This window comes from Streptomyces sp. M41 (assembly GCF_043673425.1).
Lineage (GTDB): Bacteria > Actinomycetota > Actinomycetes > Streptomycetales > Streptomycetaceae > Streptomyces.
On record NZ_JBIMKE010000029.1, the window covers coordinates 57,374 to 73,297 of the forward strand.

General features: G+C 72.9%; 11 protein-coding genes. 7 read left to right on the forward strand and 4 right to left on the reverse strand.

Annotation, left to right across the window (positions count from 1 at the left end; translation table 11 throughout):
- The first annotated feature begins 69 nt into the window (after positions 1 to 69).
- Both tsaD and ACHBTE_RS28610 read left to right on the forward strand, forming a co-directional pair.
- A complete protein-coding gene (gene tsaD, locus ACHBTE_RS28605) occupies positions 70 to 1,128 on the forward strand; it encodes a tRNA (adenosine(37)-N6)-threonylcarbamoyltransferase complex transferase subunit TsaD (RefSeq protein ID WP_394727221.1) in 1,059 nt (352 codons plus the stop codon).
- A complete protein-coding gene (locus ACHBTE_RS28610; RefSeq protein WP_394727223.1) occupies positions 1,128 to 1,700 on the forward strand; it encodes a GNAT family N-acetyltransferase in 573 nt (190 codons plus the stop codon). Before tsaD ends, ACHBTE_RS28610 begins: the two co-directional genes overlap by 1 nt.
- A gap of 52 nt (positions 1,701 to 1,752) precedes the next feature.
- Here the strand turns inward: ACHBTE_RS28610 and ACHBTE_RS28615 are convergent, their stop codons facing one another.
- The 3 genes from ACHBTE_RS28615 to ACHBTE_RS28625 form a co-directional block, all read right to left on the reverse strand.
- The gene (locus ACHBTE_RS28615) at positions 1,753 to 2,196 is read right to left on the reverse strand and encodes a hypothetical protein (RefSeq protein WP_394727228.1); all 444 of its coding nucleotides are present in this window, start codon (positions 2,194 to 2,196) and stop codon (positions 1,753 to 1,755) included.
- A gap of 324 nt (positions 2,197 to 2,520) precedes the next feature.
- Positions 2,521 to 3,963, reverse strand: a complete 1,443-nt coding sequence (locus ACHBTE_RS28620) for an NAD-dependent succinate-semialdehyde dehydrogenase (protein WP_394727230.1) — start codon at positions 3,961 to 3,963, stop codon at positions 2,521 to 2,523.
- Positions 3,960 to 5,225 (reverse strand): aspartate aminotransferase family protein, encoded by a 1,266-nt coding sequence (locus ACHBTE_RS28625; RefSeq protein ID WP_394727232.1) that lies wholly within the window; start codon positions 5,223 to 5,225, stop codon positions 3,960 to 3,962. Before ACHBTE_RS28625 ends, ACHBTE_RS28620 begins: the two co-directional genes overlap by 4 nt.
- 284 nt (positions 5,226 to 5,509) lie before the next feature.
- Between ACHBTE_RS28625 and ACHBTE_RS28630 the strand changes: the two genes are divergently transcribed.
- Together ACHBTE_RS28630 and ACHBTE_RS28635 are read left to right on the forward strand one after the other, a co-directional pair.
- Complete coding sequence (locus ACHBTE_RS28630; protein WP_394727234.1) at positions 5,510 to 7,162, forward strand: PucR family transcriptional regulator; 1,653 nt, start codon at positions 5,510 to 5,512, stop codon at positions 7,160 to 7,162.
- A 209-nt stretch (positions 7,163 to 7,371) separates the two neighbouring features.
- Positions 7,372 to 8,772, forward strand: coding sequence for a hypothetical protein (locus ACHBTE_RS28635; RefSeq protein ID WP_394727236.1), 1,401 nt, complete (start codon positions 7,372 to 7,374; stop codon positions 8,770 to 8,772).
- Positions 8,773 to 8,907: 135 nt separating this feature from the next.
- Here ACHBTE_RS28635 and ACHBTE_RS28640 read toward each other — a convergent pair whose 3' ends face one another.
- The gene (locus ACHBTE_RS28640; protein WP_394727238.1) at positions 8,908 to 11,367 is read right to left on the reverse strand and encodes a SpoIIE family protein phosphatase; all 2,460 of its coding nucleotides are present in this window, start codon (positions 11,365 to 11,367) and stop codon (positions 8,908 to 8,910) included.
- Between the two features lie 313 nt (positions 11,368 to 11,680).
- On the opposite strand from ACHBTE_RS28640, the gene ACHBTE_RS28645 reads away from it, so the two are divergent.
- The 3 genes from ACHBTE_RS28645 (at position 11,681) to ACHBTE_RS28655 (ending at position 15,912) form a co-directional block, all read left to right on the forward strand.
- Positions 11,681 to 13,753, forward strand: a complete 2,073-nt coding sequence (locus tag ACHBTE_RS28645; RefSeq protein WP_394727240.1) for a SpoIIE family protein phosphatase — start codon at positions 11,681 to 11,683, stop codon at positions 13,751 to 13,753.
- 108 nt (positions 13,754 to 13,861) lie between these two features.
- Positions 13,862 to 14,620: an IclR family transcriptional regulator gene (locus ACHBTE_RS28650; protein WP_394727242.1), complete on the forward strand. Its 759-nt coding sequence runs from the start codon at positions 13,862 to 13,864 to the stop codon at positions 14,618 to 14,620.
- A gap of 104 nt (positions 14,621 to 14,724) precedes the next feature.
- On the forward strand, positions 14,725 to 15,912 hold the full coding sequence (locus ACHBTE_RS28655; RefSeq protein WP_394727244.1) for a PP2C family protein-serine/threonine phosphatase: 1,188 nt from the start codon (positions 14,725 to 14,727) through the stop codon (positions 15,910 to 15,912).
- The last annotated feature ends 12 nt before the right edge of the window (positions 15,913 to 15,924 follow it).

A 15,924-nucleotide genomic window follows, 5' to 3' on the forward strand; every position in this document is an offset into this window, starting at 1 on the left:
GGTACACAACACCGCCCGGCTTATTGCACACTGTTCGCAACAACGAATGTGATGCAGAAAGAGGCGGGCATGGGTTCTCCGATCGTTCTGGGCATCGAGTCGTCCTGTGACGAGACCGGTGCGGGACTGGTCCGGGACGGACGGCTCCTTGGCCACGCGGTGGCATCGAGCATGGACGAGCACGCCCGGTTCGGCGGAGTGGTGCCCGAGATCGCCTCCCGGGCCCATCTGCACGCCCTTCGGCCGGTGATCCGGCAGGCCCTGGACGAGGCCGGGCTGACCCTGTCCGACATCGGCGCCGTCGCCGTCACCACCGGACCCGGGCTGTCGGGCGCCCTCCAGGTGGGCGTGGCCGGGGCGAAGAGCATCGCCTACGCGCTGGGGGTGCCGCTGCACGGCGTCCACCATCTCGCCGGGCACGTCGCCGCCGACACCCTGGAGCACGGTCCGCTGCCCGACCCGTGCATGGTGCTGATCGTCTCCGGCGGCCACACGTCCCTGCTGCTCGTCCGCGACCTGGCCCGCGATCCCATCGTCCATCTCGGCGACACCCTCGACGACGCCGCCGGGGAGTGCTTCGACAAGGTGGCCCGGGTCTTCGGGCTGCCTTATCCGGGCGGCCCGGCCGTCGACCGGGTCGCGCGCGAAGGAGATCCGCGCGCCGTCCCCTTCCCCCGGCCGCTGCCGGGGTCGTACGACTTCTCCTTCTCGGGGCTGAAGACGGCCGCCGCCCGCTGGGCCGAGGGTCACGGGGGCCGCCCACTGCCGGTGGCGGACGGGGCGGCCTCCCTCCAGGAGGCGGTCGCCGATGTCCTGACCCGCAAGGCGGTCGCGGCGTGCGCGGAGTACGGCGTGGGCACGCTGGTCGTGGTCGGCGGGGTCGCCGCGAACTCACGGGTGCGTTCCCTGGCCGAGGAGCGCTGCCGGGCCGCCGGTATCGCACTGCGGGTGCCGCCGCTGCGGCTGTGCACGGACAACGGCGCGATGATCGCCGCGGTGGGCGACCTCCTCGTGCGGGCCGGTGCCGAACCCGCCCCGCTGGACGTGTCGGTCGACCCGTCCGCGCCGCTGGAGTACGCGTGGCTGCATCCGCTCGCGGCGCGCACGGGGGGCCGGGTGGCGGCCTGATGGACGTCGACATCCGGGTTTGCGCAGGTGCCGAACTCCTGGCCTGCGCCGACGCGTTGCGCGCCGTGTACGCCGACGCCTTCTGCGCGCCGCCCTGGGACGAGGACGAGCGCAGGGCGACGGAGTTCGCGGACCGCCTCCCGGCGAACGCGCGCCGAGGGGGCTTCACGGCCGTGACGGCCGTGCGAGGCGGGGAGATAGTGGGCTTCGCGACGGCCTGGACGACCGTCTCCCCCTTCCCCGGCGACCGCTGTTATCCCCAGGCCGCCGCCGCCCTCGGCCCCGACCGCACCGCGGACTGGCTCGTCGGCGCCCGTGAGTTGGACGAGCTCGCGGTTCACTCGACCGTGCGCGGCACCGGTGTCGCGGCCGGGCTCCTGGACGCCGTGACCGCCGACGCCCCCGAGGGCCGCGCCTGGCTGCTGACCTCCGTCAAGTCGCCGCGGGCCATGGCCTTCTACCGCCGCCGGGGCTGGACGCAGGCCACCCACCCCTCCCCCGACGGCCAGGGCATCGTCGTCTTCCTCGGCCCCCGTCACCCCGCCCGCTCCCTCGCCGCCCGGCCTCTGTGAGGCCCGGTGCGCCGGTCGACGGCCTCGGCGTGCCGCCCGGCCGGAGGTGCGTTCAGCGACCGGGCGGCCGGTGGTCCGGGTCCTGCGCCGTGCCCCCGTCCGCCGTCGTCACCCGGCGGTAGGCGGCGCGGGCGTGCCGCAGGCGGGCCAGGGTCGTACCGAGGAGGGTGGCGGCGAGCAGGCAGAAGAGCCAGAACGTGTCGCGGTGCCCGGCCCAGGTGAGGGTGCCGGCCGGCGGGATGGCGAATCCGTTGAGGAACAGCCAGCACAGGACGGCCGTACCGGGCGCCGCGGCGAAGTGGGCGCGCAGGCCCAGCAGGGCGGCGAGCAGGGACAGCGCGGTCAGGGCGAGCGAGGGGCGCCCCGGGCCCACCAGGACGTTGAGCAGGGCGACCAGCAGAAGGGCGCCGCCGGACGCCGCCGCCCACACCAGCGGGGTGGCCGCCGGCCTGGGAACGGGCCTGGCTCCGGTACCGACTGACACCCACTCGATCATGCTTGCGTTTTCCTTCCGGTGTCCCCGTCCCGGCGACGGCGCACATCGGCCGCGAGTGGGCCGCGAGGCGACTCCGCGGGGAGCCGACGGATGCCGAAATTCCGGGCGGACGTCAGGGTTTCATTAAAGATCGTCCAAGGAAACAGCCAAACCGGACAGGGAGTGGTACTGGGCCCGAGCGGTCGTGGCCGGGCCGCACCGGCGGCAGCGCTCAGCACGCGGGGCCCGGTTCTCGGCCTCCGCTCTGGGCATGGTGGCCGAAAGGGGGCGGGCGGGCCGAGGAGCGTCGTCGGAGCTTTCTCGTCGGCCTCTGCCGCGCCCGCGTCAGCGGACGGGGATCGCCAGGTACTGGTACTCCAGGAACTCGTCGATCCCGACGCGACCGCCCTCACGGCCCAGACCGGACTGCTTGACGCCGCCGAAGGGCGCGGCCGGGTTGGAGACGAGGCCGGTGTTGACGCCGACCATGCCCACCTCCAGGCGCTCGCTCACCCGCAGGGAGCGGGCAAGGCCCTCCGTGAAGACATAACCGACCAGTCCCCAAGGGGTGTCGTTGGCCCGGCGGATCACCTCGTCCTCGTCGTCGAAGGTGAGGATCGCGGCGACGGGACCGAAGATCTCGGTGTCCATCAGCCGGCTGCCGGGGTCGACGTCAGTGAGGACGGTCGGCGGATAGAAGCAGCCGGGGCCCTCCGGGGTGCGGCCCCCGACGAGCACCCGCGCCCCGCGTCGCACCGCGTCGGCGACGAGTTCCTCGACCTTGGCGCGCCCCGCCCTGTCGATCAGCGGCCCGACGTCGACGCCGTCCCGGGTGCCGGGGCCGACGACCAGCGCGCCCATCCGCTCGGCCAGCCGCCGCCCGAACTCCCGCGCCACCGACCGGTGCACGAAGAAGCGGTTGGCGGCCGTGCACGCCTCGCCCATGTTGCGCATCTTGGCGACCATCGCCCCGTCCACCGCCGTCTCCAGGTCCGCGTCCTCGAACACGATGAACGGCGCGTTTCCGCCCAGCTCCATCGACGTCCGCACCACCGCGTCGGCGCACTGGGCCAGCAGCAGCCGACCGACGGCCGTGGACCCCGTGAAGGAGAGCTTGCGCATCCGCCCGCCGCGCAGGAGCGGTTCGCACACCTCCCCCGCCCGGGAGGTGGTGACGACGTTCAGCACCCCGTCCGGCAGTCCGGCCTCCTGGAGGATGGCGGCGAGGGCCAGGGCGGACAGCGGGGTCTGCGGGGCGGGCTTGAGAATCATCGTGCAGCCGGCCGCGATCGCCGGGCCGATCTTGCGGGCGCCCATCGCCAGGGGGAAGTTCCACGGGGTGATCAGCAGGCAGGGGCCGACCGGGCGGCGGGAGAGCAGCATGCGGTTGCGGCCGTCGGGCAGCACTCCGTGGCCGCCGTCGACGCGCACCGCCTCCTCGGAGAACCAGCGGAAGAACTCCGCCGCGTACGCCACCTCTCCCCTGGCCTCGGCCAGGGGCTTGCCCATCTCGGACGTCATCAACCGGGCCAGCTCATCGGTGTGTTCGAGGACGATCTCGTGGGCGCGGCGCAGGATCTCCCCGCGCGCCCGGGGCGCGGTGCGCGCCCAGTCCTCCTGGGCCCGCACGGCCGCCTCCTCGGCGAGCCGGGCGTCCTTGGGGCCGGCGTCCGCGACCCGGCAGAGGATCTCGCCGGTCGCGGGGTCGTCCACGGGCATGACGGCGCCGTCCGCGGCGTCCGCCCAGGCACCGCCGATGAACAACCGCGTGGGGGTGCCGGTCCTCATGCCGTCGCCCCCGAGGTCCCGGCCTCCACCGCCGTCGCCCACGCCCGCAGGCCGTCGTCCACCGCCGCCTCGTCGATCACGAGCGCCGGGATCATGCGTACGACCTGGTTCCAGGCACCGCACAGCAGCAGGAGCAGTCCCTGGTCCACCGCGGCGCGCTGCACGCGGGCGGCGGTCTCGGGGTCGGGGTCACCGTCCTCGGTGACGAACTCGCAGCCCAGCATCAGCCCGAGGCCCCGCACATCGCCGATTCCCGGTGTGCGGGCGGCCACCGCCTCCAGGCCCTGGCGCAGCCGCTCCCCCATCGCCGCGGCGTTCTCCACGAGCTTCTCGTCGCGTACGACATCGAGGGTGGCGCAAGCAGCCGCGCAGGCCACGGCGTTGGCGCCGTACGTACCGCCCTGCGAGCCTGGCCACGCCCTGCTCATCAGCTCCTCGGAGGCGGCGATGCCGGACAGGGGGAAACCGCTGGCCAGACCCTTGGCGGTGACGAGGATGTCGGGCGTGACACCGAAGTGGTCGTGGCCCCAGAAGCGGCCGGTGCGCCCGACACCGGTCTGCACCTCGTCCAGGATCAGCAGGAACCCATGGCGGTCCGCGCGTTCCCGCAGTCCCTCCAGGAACGCGCGGGTCGCCGGCACATAGCCGCCCTCACCGAGGACCGGCTCGACGACGATCGCGGCGGTGTCGGCGGGCGAGGAGATGGTCTGGAGCGTGTAGTCGAGTTCCCTGAGCGCGAAGCGGGTCGCGGTCTCCTCGTCCCAGCCGTACCGGTAGGCCGTCGGGAACGGCGTGACGACCACCCCGCTCATCAGCGGTGCGAAGCCCGAGCGGAACCGGATGCCGGAGGTGGTCATGGCCGCGGCGGCGACCGTACGGCCGTGGAAGCCGCCGTGACAGACGAGGACATTGGGCCGGCCGGTGGCCTGACGGGCCAGCCGCAGCGCGGCCTCTACGGCCTCGCTGCCGGAGTTGGTGAAGAACAGGCTGTCCAGGCCGGCCGGCAGCACCTCGCCGAGCCGGTCGACGAGGCGGCGCAGCGGCTGGTGCATCACCGTCGTGTACTGACCGTGGATCAGCGTGCCCACCTGCTCCTGCGCCGCCGCCACGACTTTGGGGTGGCAGTGCCCGGTGCTGGTGACGCCGATGCCGGCGGTGAAGTCGAGGTAGCGGCGGCCGTCCGGGTCGTAGAGGTGGACGCCCTCGCCCCGGGCCGCCACCACGGGCGTGGCCTGGCGAAGGTGCGGCGACAGTGCGGTCATGTTCGTCTCCCGGCCGTATGTCGTGGGCTGCGCGACGGATGTGGCGTGACGCGTACGTCGTGACGCCGTACGTCGTGACGCGTACGTCCCGCACACCGAGCGTCGCCGCGACCGTGGCCGGGCGGCAACGAGGGAAGTGTCCGGTGAAGAGGCGCGGTTCGGACGTTCTGTCAGGGATGCGGGCCGCCCTCCGCGCCGCACGCCCCCGCACGCCAGGGCGGACGCACCCTTGCGCAGGTCAACGGGGCTTGTCAGAGTGACCGGGCACTCCCCCTGGAGACACCGTGACCGAGAAACAGCCGGAGGACCGGGACGGCACCACTCCCGGCCGCGCCCTCACCGTCACCGACGTCCTGGCGCTGCCCGTCCTGGCCGCCGGACAGCCACAGGTCGTCACGGGCGTCGCCCAGCTCGACCGCCCGGTCCGCTGGGTCCACATCACCGAACTGACCGACCCCGCCTCCTTCCTGAAGGGCGGTGAACTCGTCCTGACCACCGGCATGCCGCTGCCCGACGACGCGGCGGGGGTGCGCCGGTACGTCGACGAACTCGCCCGTGTCGAGGCCGCGGCCCTGGTCCTGGAACTCGTACGGCGCTACCACCGGCCGCCCGACGCCCTGGTCCGTGCCTGCCGGGCCCGCGGCCTGCCGCTCATCACCCTCGTCGAGGACGTCAACTTCCTTGAGGTCACCCAGGTCGTCCACGCCCTCATCCTCGGCAACCAGGCGGAGGCGATACGCCGCACCCAGCGCGTCCACGAGGCGTTCACCGCACTGACCCTGCGCGGGGCCGGGCCGCAGGACGTCATGCGGGCGGCGGCGACGATGAGTGCCCGCACGGTCGTCCTGGAGAACCTGGTGCACCGGGCGCTGATCTGCGAGCCGTCCGGCACCACCGTGCAGGAGGTGCTCAGCGACTGGGAACACCGCTCGCGGGCCACCCCCGCCGGCGACCGCACCGGCGTGCGCGGCCCGGCCGGCTGGCTGACCGCACCCGTCGAGTACCAGGGCGAACGCTGGGGCCGCGTGGTCATGCTCCCGGCTCACCCGTACGAAGGCGGCTTCGGGCCGGAGCACAGCACCGTCCTGGAGCGAACGGCGATGGCCCTGACCGTCGCCCGTCTCATCCATCCGGCCCCCTGGGAACGCACCGCCCACCGCAACGCCCTGCGCGACCTGGTCGAACAGCGCCACCACTCCCCCGCGGACGCCCGCGCCCGCTGCGCCGCGCTGGGCCTGCCCACCCAGGACGCCGGCTTCGTCGCGATCCTCGTGGACCTGCACGGGGCGGACCAGGACGCCGAGCCCGAGACCCGGCTGGTCCGCGAACTCGATGCGGCGGGCGCCCCCGCCCTCGTCGGCGACCTGGCCCCCGGCCGCCTCGGCATCCTGCTGGCGCTTCGCCCGACCCGGCCCTGGCGCCCGATCGCCGAACGCCTGGCCCGTGCGGTCCTCTCGCTCGCCCCGCACTCCGTCGTGAGCGTGGGCCCGGAGGTCATGGACCTCTCCGACACGCCCCGCTCCTTCCGTGCGGCGGCCCGCGTCGCCGAGGCCACGCCGCCCGGCCGGGACCTCCCCGCGGACCGCTCCTTCCACGAGCCTCGCGACATCGGACTGCGCGGTCTGCTGCACGCCTTGCGCGAGGACACCCGGGTGCAGGAGTACACGGAACGGCAGTTGGGCCGACTGATCGACCACGACGCCCGGCACGGCACCGACCTGCTGACGACCCTGCGGCACCACCTCGACGCGGCCGGCAACAAGACGACCGCGGCCCGCCGGGGCGGCCTCGCCCGGGAAACCCTGTACCAACGCCTGCGCACCGTCGAGCGTCTCCTCGACTGCGATCTCGCCTCCGGTGAGCAGCGCTCCGAATTGCATGTGGCGCTCATGGCCCTCGACGTCCTGCGAACGTCCCGGACGGGGACCGTCGAGTAGCGCGGGCGTCCTCGCGGCGAGGCCGTCCGGGTGTCCGCGGCGTCGCCGCCGGGCGGGTCAACGGGGGCTCCGAGTACTACACCATCCGGTGACTGTTGAGCGTCGCCGCGTTATTCATATCAGCCGATTTCCTATTCATTCCACTGTCCGGCTCTTGGTGCTGACCAGTTGTCACGAGGCCCTGACCCAAGTCGAGGAGAGTGGAGAAGATGACATCATCGCCGAAATGGCGATCTGTTCTGGTGCCGGCGGCCATGGCCGCCGCGCTCGCCGCAGCCGCGCTGGGGGGCGCGAGCACTGCCTCCGCCGGGGACGACCACACCACCCCGCACCCGCCGTACCCGGCGAAGCCCGCCCACCCGGCACACGCGATCAAGCCCGCTCACCCGGCACACGCGATCAAGCCCGCGTACCCGGTCAAGCCGGACCACCCGGTCCACCCGGTCAAGCCCGCCAAGCCGGACCACCCCGCGCACCCGGTCACGCCTGCCAAGCCCGAACTCCCGGCCAAGCCGGTGCATCCGGAGAAGCCCGCGCATCCGGCGAAGCCGGTACACCCGGTCAAGCCGGAACTGCCCGCCAAGCCGGAACTCCCTGCGAAGCCGGAGCACCCGGTCAAGCCCGAGCTCCCGACCAAGCCGGTACACCCGGTCAAGCCGGCACTTCCGGCGAAGCCGGAGCTCCCCGCGAAGCCTGCCCTGCCTGCGAAGCCGGAGCTCCCGGCCAAGCCGGACCTCCCCAAGAAGCCGGAACTTCCCGCAAAGCCCGCGCTCCCGGCCAAGCCGGAACTTCCCAAGAAGCCCGACCTCCCGGCCAAGCCGGCACTGCCCGCAAAGCCAGAGCTCCCCGCGAAGCCGCAACTCCCCGCCAAACCGGAGCTCCCCGCCAAGCCCGCACTCCCGGCCAAGCCGGAACTTCCCAAGAAGCCCGACCTCCCGGCCAAGCCGGCACTGCCCGCAAAGCCAGAGCTCCCCGCGAAGCCGCAACTCCCCGCCAAACCGGAGCTCCCCGCCAAGCCCGCACTCCCGGCCAAGCCAGACCTCCCGAAGAAGCCGGACCTCCCGGCCAAGCCCGCGATCCCCGCGAAGCCGGACCTCCCCAAGAAGCCCGACCTCCCGGCCAAGCCAGCACTGCCCGCAAAGCCTGAACTGCCGGCCAAGCCGGCACTCCCCGCAAAGCCGGAGCTCCCCAAGAAGCCGGAACTTCCCGCCAAGCCCGCACTCCCGGCCAAGCCAGACCTGCCGAAGAAGCCGGAGCTTCCCGCCAAGCCCGCAATCCCCGCGAAGCCGGACCTCCCCAAGAAGCCCGACCTCCCGGCCAAGCCGGCACTGCCCGCAAAGCCTGAACTTCCCAAGAAGCCGGAGCTTCCCGCCAAGCCCGCGATCCCCGCGAAGCCGGACCTCCCCAAGAAGCCGGACCTCCCCGCAAAGCCCGACCACCCCAAGAAGCCCGACCACCCCGCAAAGCCCGACCACCCCAAGAAGCCCGACCACCCCAAGAAGCCCGACCACCCCAAGAAGCCCGACCACAAGGGGCACGACAAGAAGGGGCACGACAATAAGGGGCACGACAAGAAGGCCGAGCACCACTCGGAGAAGGACCACGGCTGACCGAGGCCGGCTGTAGCTGAACCGACTCGGCCGCCGAGCCGGGCCCGGGAGACCGGGCCCGGCTCGGTGCTGTGCGGGGCGCTCGCGCTCGGGCGGTCCTGGGGCGCACGCCCCCGCACACGTGGACGCGGAGGGTCAGGGCATCTCCTGCGACGCCCAGATGATCTTTCCGCCGGCGGTGTAGCGGGCGCCCCAGCGGTGGGCGAGCTGGGCCACCAGGAACAGGCCCCGGCCGCCCTCGTCCATGCTGCGGGCGTGGCGCAGCCGGGGCGCGGTGCTGCTGGCGTCGGCGACTTCGCAGGTCAGCCGGGAGTCCCGCAGGAGCCGTACGCGGATGGGGGGTTCGGCGTAGCGGATCGCGTTGGTGACGAGCTCGCTCACGATCAGCTCGGTCGTCATGGCCAGTTCGCCGAAGCCCCATGCCTCGACCTGGCGGGTGGCCAGGGCGCGCACATCGGCGACTGCGGCGGGATCCACGGGTACGTCCCACGAGACGACGTGCTCGGCGCCCAGGGCGTGGGTGCGGGTCAGGAGCAGGGCGATGTCGTCGGGCTGCGGCACGGGGACGAGTTGGCGCACCGCGGACGAGCAGAGGGTGGCGAGGTCGAGGCCGCGCCGGGACAGCAGGTCGGCGAGCCGGGCCATCCCGCGCTCCATGTCGCGGTCGGCGGCGGCGACGAGGCCGTCGGTGTAGAGGCCGAGCAGGCTGTTCTCGGCGAGTTCGATCTCGGCGGCCTCGAAGGCCATGCCGCCCAGCCCGAGCGGGGGTCCGGCCGGGGGCTGTGGGTAGGTGACCTCGCCGTCGGGGGCGACGACGACCGGGGGCGGGTGCCCGGCGCGGGCCATGGTGCAGCGCCGGGTGACCGGGTCGTAGACGGCGTACAGGCAGGTCGCGCCGAGGAAGGCGGTGGAGCTGTGGGCCGCGTCGCCGTCGGGTTGCTCCTCGCTGAGCCGGAGTACCAGGTCGTCGAGGTGGGCGAGGAGTTCGTCGGGCGGCAGCTCCATGTCGGCGAGGGTCTGCACGGCGGTGCGCAGTCGGCCCATGGTCGCGGCGGCGGTGATGCCGTGGCCGACGACGTCGCCGACGACCAGTCCCACCCGGGCGCCGGACAGGGGGATCACGTCGAACCAGTCGCCGCCTACTCCGCCGGTGGGGTCCGCGGGCAGATAGGAGGAGGCCACCTCCAGGGCGGTACCGCCCATCAGGGCCTGGGGCAGCAGGCTGCGTTGGAGGGTGACCGCGGCCGTGTGTTCCCGGGTGTAGCGGCGGGCGTTGTCGACGCACAGCGCCGCCCGGGCCACGAGTTCCTGGGCGACGAGGACGTCGTCGGGCTGGAAGGAGGCGGCGTTGAGGGAGCGGATGAAGGTGGTGAGGCCGAGCGCGGTGTTGCGGGCGCGCATGGGCACGGAGATGAGGGAGTGCAGGCCGAATTCGCGCATGCTGGCCGCTCGCGCGGGCTGTTCGGTGACCCACAGTTCGTCGGAGGGATCGAGGACGGGGATGAGGATCGGGTCGCCGTCGACGATCAGATGGGCGTCGTGCGGCGGGGGCACGAAGTCCACCGGGTCCCCGATCCGTGCCACGGCCTCCGGGCAGCCCTCGCGTACGGAGCTCATGCCGGCCCGGCGCATGATCGGCCTGGCGGGTGCCGGTCCGGCGTCGGGGAGCCATGCTCCGTGTCCCTCGGTGCTGAGTACGGGCTCCAGCAGGTCCACGACGACGAAGTCCGCGAAGCGCGGCACGGCGAAGTCGGCCAGTTCCTGTGCCGTGCGCAGCACGTCCAGCGTGGTGCCGATGCGGGTGCCGGCCTCGTTGACGAGGGCCAGCAGCTGGCGGGCGTTCCAACGCTCGGTGACGTCGAGCACCATGTAGCCGAGCCCGGTGATCGAGTTGTCGGCGTCCACGAACGGGAAGAAGGAGGTGGAGTAGGCGTGTTCGCGGTGCGGGTCGGCCCAGCTCCATCCCACGTACTCGTAGTCCGTGACCGGGACGCCGGTTTCGATGACCTTGCTCATCAGGCCCTCGATGGTGTCCACCTGCAGGCCGGGCAGCACTTCGCTGAGCCGGCGGCCGAGTCGCTGTTCGCGGGGCACACCGCCGAAGCGTTCCAGGGTGTCGTTCAGCCAGACGTAGCGCAGTTGGGTGTCCAGCACCGCCATACCGACCGGGGAGCGGGTCAGAAAGCCTTCGAGAAAGAACTGCCCCGCCGGCCACTGCTGGCGCTCTTCGCGTGCCGAGACCAGGAAGCATTCGTCGGCACCGACGGCGAAGGACGCGGAGACGCGCAGGTCCACCTCGACGCTGTGCCCGTCGCGGTGGCGAAGGGCCACGAGCCCGCTCCATCCCATGCCGCCCCGGCAGCGCTCGGCGACACCGGCCGCGCGCACGGGATCGCCGGGTATCGCCAGGAGCCGGGCGGCCGGGCCGCCGACGACCTGTGACGACGTAAGGCCCAGGAGGTCCTCGGCTGCCCGGGTCCAGCCGGTCACGACGCCGCGCGCGTCGATGAGGGCCGCGGCCTCGGTGGACGCGTCGAAGACAGCGCGCGGTCCTGCGGACGTGGGCGCGTCCGGTCCTTCTCGCGGAGCATCCATGGGTCCTCACGGAGCGTTCCTGGGTCCCACCTCTACACGACCATGTTCCTGCTTGTCCGCCCGATGTGCACGGGCCGGGGCCCGCTTCGCGCCTCCGCGCGGGAGCCGGGGCCGGGGGCCGAGGCGCGCGGGGGCCGGGACCGACGGCCTGTTCCCGCCGGAGGCCCACGGCCCTGTTCCCCCGGAGGCCCTCCGGGGCCCTCGGACTGGGCAAGGTCGAGGGGCGGAGGGAGCATGGAGGTACCGGTCGTCACAGCCGGGTGGCGGCTGTGGCCGAGGGGCGGGCCTGCCGGCCGGTGGCCGAGGAGCTGGGATGGCAGCCGGAACAGAATCCTTCGAGGCCGGCGACGGCGGCTACGGCGCGGAGCCGCCACGGCCGACCGGTCTGCTGGACATGCTGAGCGTGGCCGCGGTGGTCGTCGACGCCGACGGCCGCATCGTGTTCTGGACGCCGCAGGCCGAGGAATTGTTCGGCTACACCTCGCAGGAGGCGCTCGGGACGCTCGCCACGCGGCTGTTCATCCACCCCCAGCACATGCCCGCCGTGGCGAAGCTGTTCGCGGAGGTGCTGGAGACCGGCCGCAGCTGGGCGGGCGCCTTCCCGGTGCGGCACAAGGACGGCAGCATGCGGTTGACGGAGTTCCGCAACATGCGGCTCCTGGACGACCTCGGGGACGTCTACGCGCTCGGCATCGCGGCCGACCACTCGCTGCTCCAGCGCGTCGAGACCGATCTGGCCCTGTGCGAGCGGCTGATCAGCCAGTCCCCGATCGGCCTCGCCCTCCTCGACCCCGATCTGCGTTATCTGCTGGTCAATCCGGCGCTGGAGCGGATCGACGCGACGCCGGCCGAGGAGCACATCGGCCGTCGGCTGCGGGAGACTCTGCCGCTGCCCGACATCGACACCATCGAGTCCTGTCTGCGTCAGGTGCTCACCACCGGCACCCCGCTGCTCGACCAGTACCACGTGGGACGTCCGCCGGCCGATCCGGAGAACGAGCACGCCTGGTCGCTGTCCTTCTACCGGCTGGAGGACCCCGGCGGCCGGGTCCTGGGCGCGGCGATCTCGTTCGTGGACGTCACCGAGCGGCATCGCGCGTCCGCCGAGGCCGACCGGGCCCGGCGGCGGCTCGCGCTGATCGCCGACGCCTCCACCCGGGTCGGCACCACGCTGGAGGTGGAGCGCACCGCTCATGAGCTGGCCGAGGTCGCCGCGCCGGAGCTGGCGGACGTCGTAGCCGTGGACATCCTGGACTCCGCGCTGGCCTGCCGCCGGATGAGCAAGCCGGACGAGGGCCCCGAACTCTTCCGTGCCCTTGCCCTCAAGGCGGCGTATCCCAGCGTGGCCCTGCGTGCCGCGGACCCGCCCGGCGACCTGGCGGCCTACGAGGGGGACCGGCTGGTCACGTTGTGCGTGCACACGGCGCGGCCGGTCCTGGTGCGCCATGTGGAGGAGCACGATCTGCCGCGTATCGCCCGGGACGCCGAGGCCACGTCGCTGCTGGCCCGGGCCGGGGTGCACTCGTATCTCGCGGTGCCGTTGATCGCGCACGGGGAGGTGCTGGGCGCCCTCGATCTCAAGCGCACCCGCAATCCGGTGCCGTTCGACGAGGACGACGTCGTGCTCGCCAGTGAGCTGGCCAGCCGGGCCGCCGTGGCCATCGACAACGCCCGCTGGTTCCAGAGCGTGCGCAACACCGCCCTGACTCTTCAGCGCAGCCTGCTGCCCGACCACCCGCCGCACCACACCGGCCTGGAGCTCGCCTCCCGCTATCAGCCCGCCCAGGCCACCAGTGAGGTGGGCGGCGACTGGTACGACGTGATTCCGCTGGACGACGACAAGACCGCCCTGGTCGTCGGCGATGTGATGGGCAACGGGATCGACGCCGCCGCGACCATGGGCCGGCTGCGGACCGCGACCTGTGCCTACGCCGACCTCGACCTGGAGCCCGCCGCCGTGCTCCAGCACCTGGACAAGATCACCTGCGATCTGGAGCACTACATCGTCACCTGCCTGTACGCGGTGTACGACCCGCGCACGAGGCTGTGCCACATCGCCAACGCCGGGCACATGCCGCCCGCGCTGGCCCGTCCCGGCCGGCCGCCCGAGCTGCTCGGCCTGCCCACCGCGGCCCCGCTCGGCGTCGGCGGCATCCCGTTCGAGGCCACCTCCGTCGAGCTGGGGCCCGGGGATCTGCTGGTGCTCTACACCGACGGCCTCGTGGAGACCCGCCACCACCCGATCGACGACCGCCTGAACGTGCTGCTCGGTTTCCTCGACGAACCGGGCCGCCCCCTGGAGGAGACCTGTGACCTTCTCCTGTACGGGCTACGCCATCCCGACGACCACGACGACGTCGCCCTGCTCGTCGCGCGGGTCCTGTAGGTGCCCGCGTCTGACTGCCCGAGCTCCTGTTGCCCGAGCGCATGGTCGCCCGCGCCCGGTTTCTCACGCCTGCTTGCCCGCGCCGGGCGCCCGACGCACCCTGTTCGTATGGGTGCCAGTGACGGCCCGACGCTGATCGGTTCCGTACAGCGGGCCTTCCGTCTGCTGGAGGCGGTGAGCGCGCACGAGAACGGTGCCCCGGCGAAGCAGCTGGCGCGGGAAGCGGATCTGCCGCTGGCCACGGCGTACCACCTGCTGCGGACGCTGGTCCACGACGGGTATGTGCGCAAGCTCGACGACGGCGGTTTCATCCTGGGCGACCGGCTTCAGACGCTGCACACGGCGGGCCGGACACAGGCACTGCTGAGCCGGATCAGGCCCACGCTGGCCGCGTTGCGGGACGAGCTGTCGACGCCCGCCTACCTCACCTTCTACGAGGACGGCGAGATCCGAGTCGCCGAGATCGTCGACGGCCCGCGCACGCCCCGGGTCGATCTCTGGGTCGGGTTCGAGGACGCCGGGCATGCCACGGCGCTCGGCAAGTCGGTGCTGCGGGAGCTGGACGACGAGGCGCGCAAGGACTATCTGTCGCGGCACTCGCTCGCCGACCTGACGCCCAGGACGATCACCGACACCCCGGAGCTGCTCCGGCGCCTGGACGCCTCGCCACTGGCCCCGGCCGTCACGGACATGGAGGAGTACGCGCTCGGCACGGTGTGTGTCGCGGTGCCCGTGTACAGCGGGACCACGATCGGGTCGCTGGGCGTCTCGCTGCGGGCCGACCGGCTCTCGCGTCTGGACGAGATCCGGTCGCGGCTGATTCCCACCGCCGGCCGGGTCACCCGGGGGCTGTCGTTCACTATCTGAAATTCCGCTGCTTGTCGCACCCGGGGGCGAACCAGTTTCCTGGATGAAACGGACATTCCACGGGTTCTACGCCCCTGCACACAGGTGAGGACTGCGGACGAGACATGAGTCAGGCCCCAGACCATGGTCGTGACCACTGGCCCAGCCGATGGGTCACCGCGCTGCCCATACTGCCCCTTCTTCCGATACTGATCGTCTCCGCGGTCGTGCTCGTCGATCTCATCGGCGGCTCCGGGATGACCTGGCTGCCGCTGCTGGCCACCGGGCCCGCTCTCGCGGCGACCACCAACGGTCCGCGCGGAGTGCTGTGTGTCGGGCTGCTGGCCGCCGCCGTCGGCGCGGTCCTCGGCATCCGGGACGGCGCACCGCACAGCGAGCTGGCGGTCGTACTGGCCGCTCTGGTGGCCGTCATGCTGGCGGGCTGCCTGGCCAGTGCGCTGCGCGAGCGGCGCGAACGGGTGCTGGCGGCCGTCCGCTCCGTCGCCGAGGCCGCCCAGCACGCCCTGCTCCAGCCGGTACCGGCGACGGTGGGACCGTTCCGGGTGGCGGTGCGCTACAGCGCCGCCGCGGCGGAGGCCCGGATAGGCGGCGACCTCTACGCGCTCGTGTCCACGCCGTACGGGGTCCGGATGCTCGTCGGCGATGTGCGCGGCAAGGGGCTGCCGGCCGTGGGGACGGCCGCGCTGGTGGTCGGTGTCTTCCGGGAGGCCGCCCACGAGGAGCCCGATCTGCTCACCGTGGTCGCCAGGATCGAGCGGAGCCTGGCGCGCAACCTGGACAGCGACGACTTCGTCACGGCCGTGGTCGCCGGCTACCCCCGGCCGGGGCAGCTGGAGGTGGTCAACTGCGGTCACGCGCCGCCGCTGCTGGTGCGCGACGGCGTCGTGGTCCCGGTCGACGCGGACCGTCCGACGCCGCCCCTCGGACTGCGCGCCCTGTCGGGCGAGACCCCCGAGCTCCAGGTGCTGCCCTTCGCCGACGGCGACAAGTTGCTGCTGTACACCGACGGCGTCACCGAGGCTCGCAACGAGGCCCGTGAGTTCTACCCGCTCGCCGAGGGCCTGGCCCGGCACGCCTGCGACGAGCCGACCCGTACCGTCACCGCGCTCCACGACGAACTGCTGGCCCATGTGGGCGGCCGGCTGCACGACGACGCGGCGCTCCTCATGCTCCATATGCCGACCGCGGCCGAGGCACCGGCCACGCACCCGCCCGCCACGGACGGGGCGGCCGGCTCCGGCGCACAGGCCGGTGTCGGCGCCGACCGCGTCGAAACGTGCTCGCGCTCGTAGACGGGCGAACCG

What these genes read in the sequence shown, in the direction of transcription:
- ACHBTE_RS28610 (WP_394727223.1), top strand. Translation starts at nt 1,128, where the DNA reads ATGGACGTCGACATCCGGGTTTGCGCAGGTGCCGAACTCCTGGCCTGC.
- ACHBTE_RS28625 (WP_394727232.1), bottom strand. Translation starts at nt 5,225, where the DNA reads ATGACCGCACTGTCGCCGCACCTTCGCCAGGCCACGCCCGTGGTGGCG.
- tsaD (WP_394727221.1), top strand. Translation starts at nt 70, where the DNA reads ATGGGTTCTCCGATCGTTCTGGGCATCGAGTCGTCCTGTGACGAGACC.
- ACHBTE_RS28640 (WP_394727238.1), bottom strand. Translation starts at nt 11,367, where the DNA reads ATGGATGCTCCGCGAGAAGGACCGGACGCGCCCACGTCCGCAGGACCG.
- ACHBTE_RS28645 (WP_394727240.1), top strand. Translation starts at nt 11,681, where the DNA reads ATGGCAGCCGGAACAGAATCCTTCGAGGCCGGCGACGGCGGCTACGGC.
- ACHBTE_RS28620 (WP_394727230.1), bottom strand. Translation starts at nt 3,963, where the DNA reads ATGAGGACCGGCACCCCCACGCGGTTGTTCATCGGCGGTGCCTGGGCG.
- ACHBTE_RS28655 (WP_394727244.1), top strand. Translation starts at nt 14,725, where the DNA reads ATGAGTCAGGCCCCAGACCATGGTCGTGACCACTGGCCCAGCCGATGG.
- ACHBTE_RS28615 (WP_394727228.1), bottom strand. Translation starts at nt 2,196, where the DNA reads ATGATCGAGTGGGTGTCAGTCGGTACCGGAGCCAGGCCCGTTCCCAGG.
- ACHBTE_RS28650 (WP_394727242.1), top strand. Translation starts at nt 13,862, where the DNA reads ATGGGTGCCAGTGACGGCCCGACGCTGATCGGTTCCGTACAGCGGGCC.
- ACHBTE_RS28635 (WP_394727236.1), top strand. Translation starts at nt 7,372, where the DNA reads ATGACATCATCGCCGAAATGGCGATCTGTTCTGGTGCCGGCGGCCATG.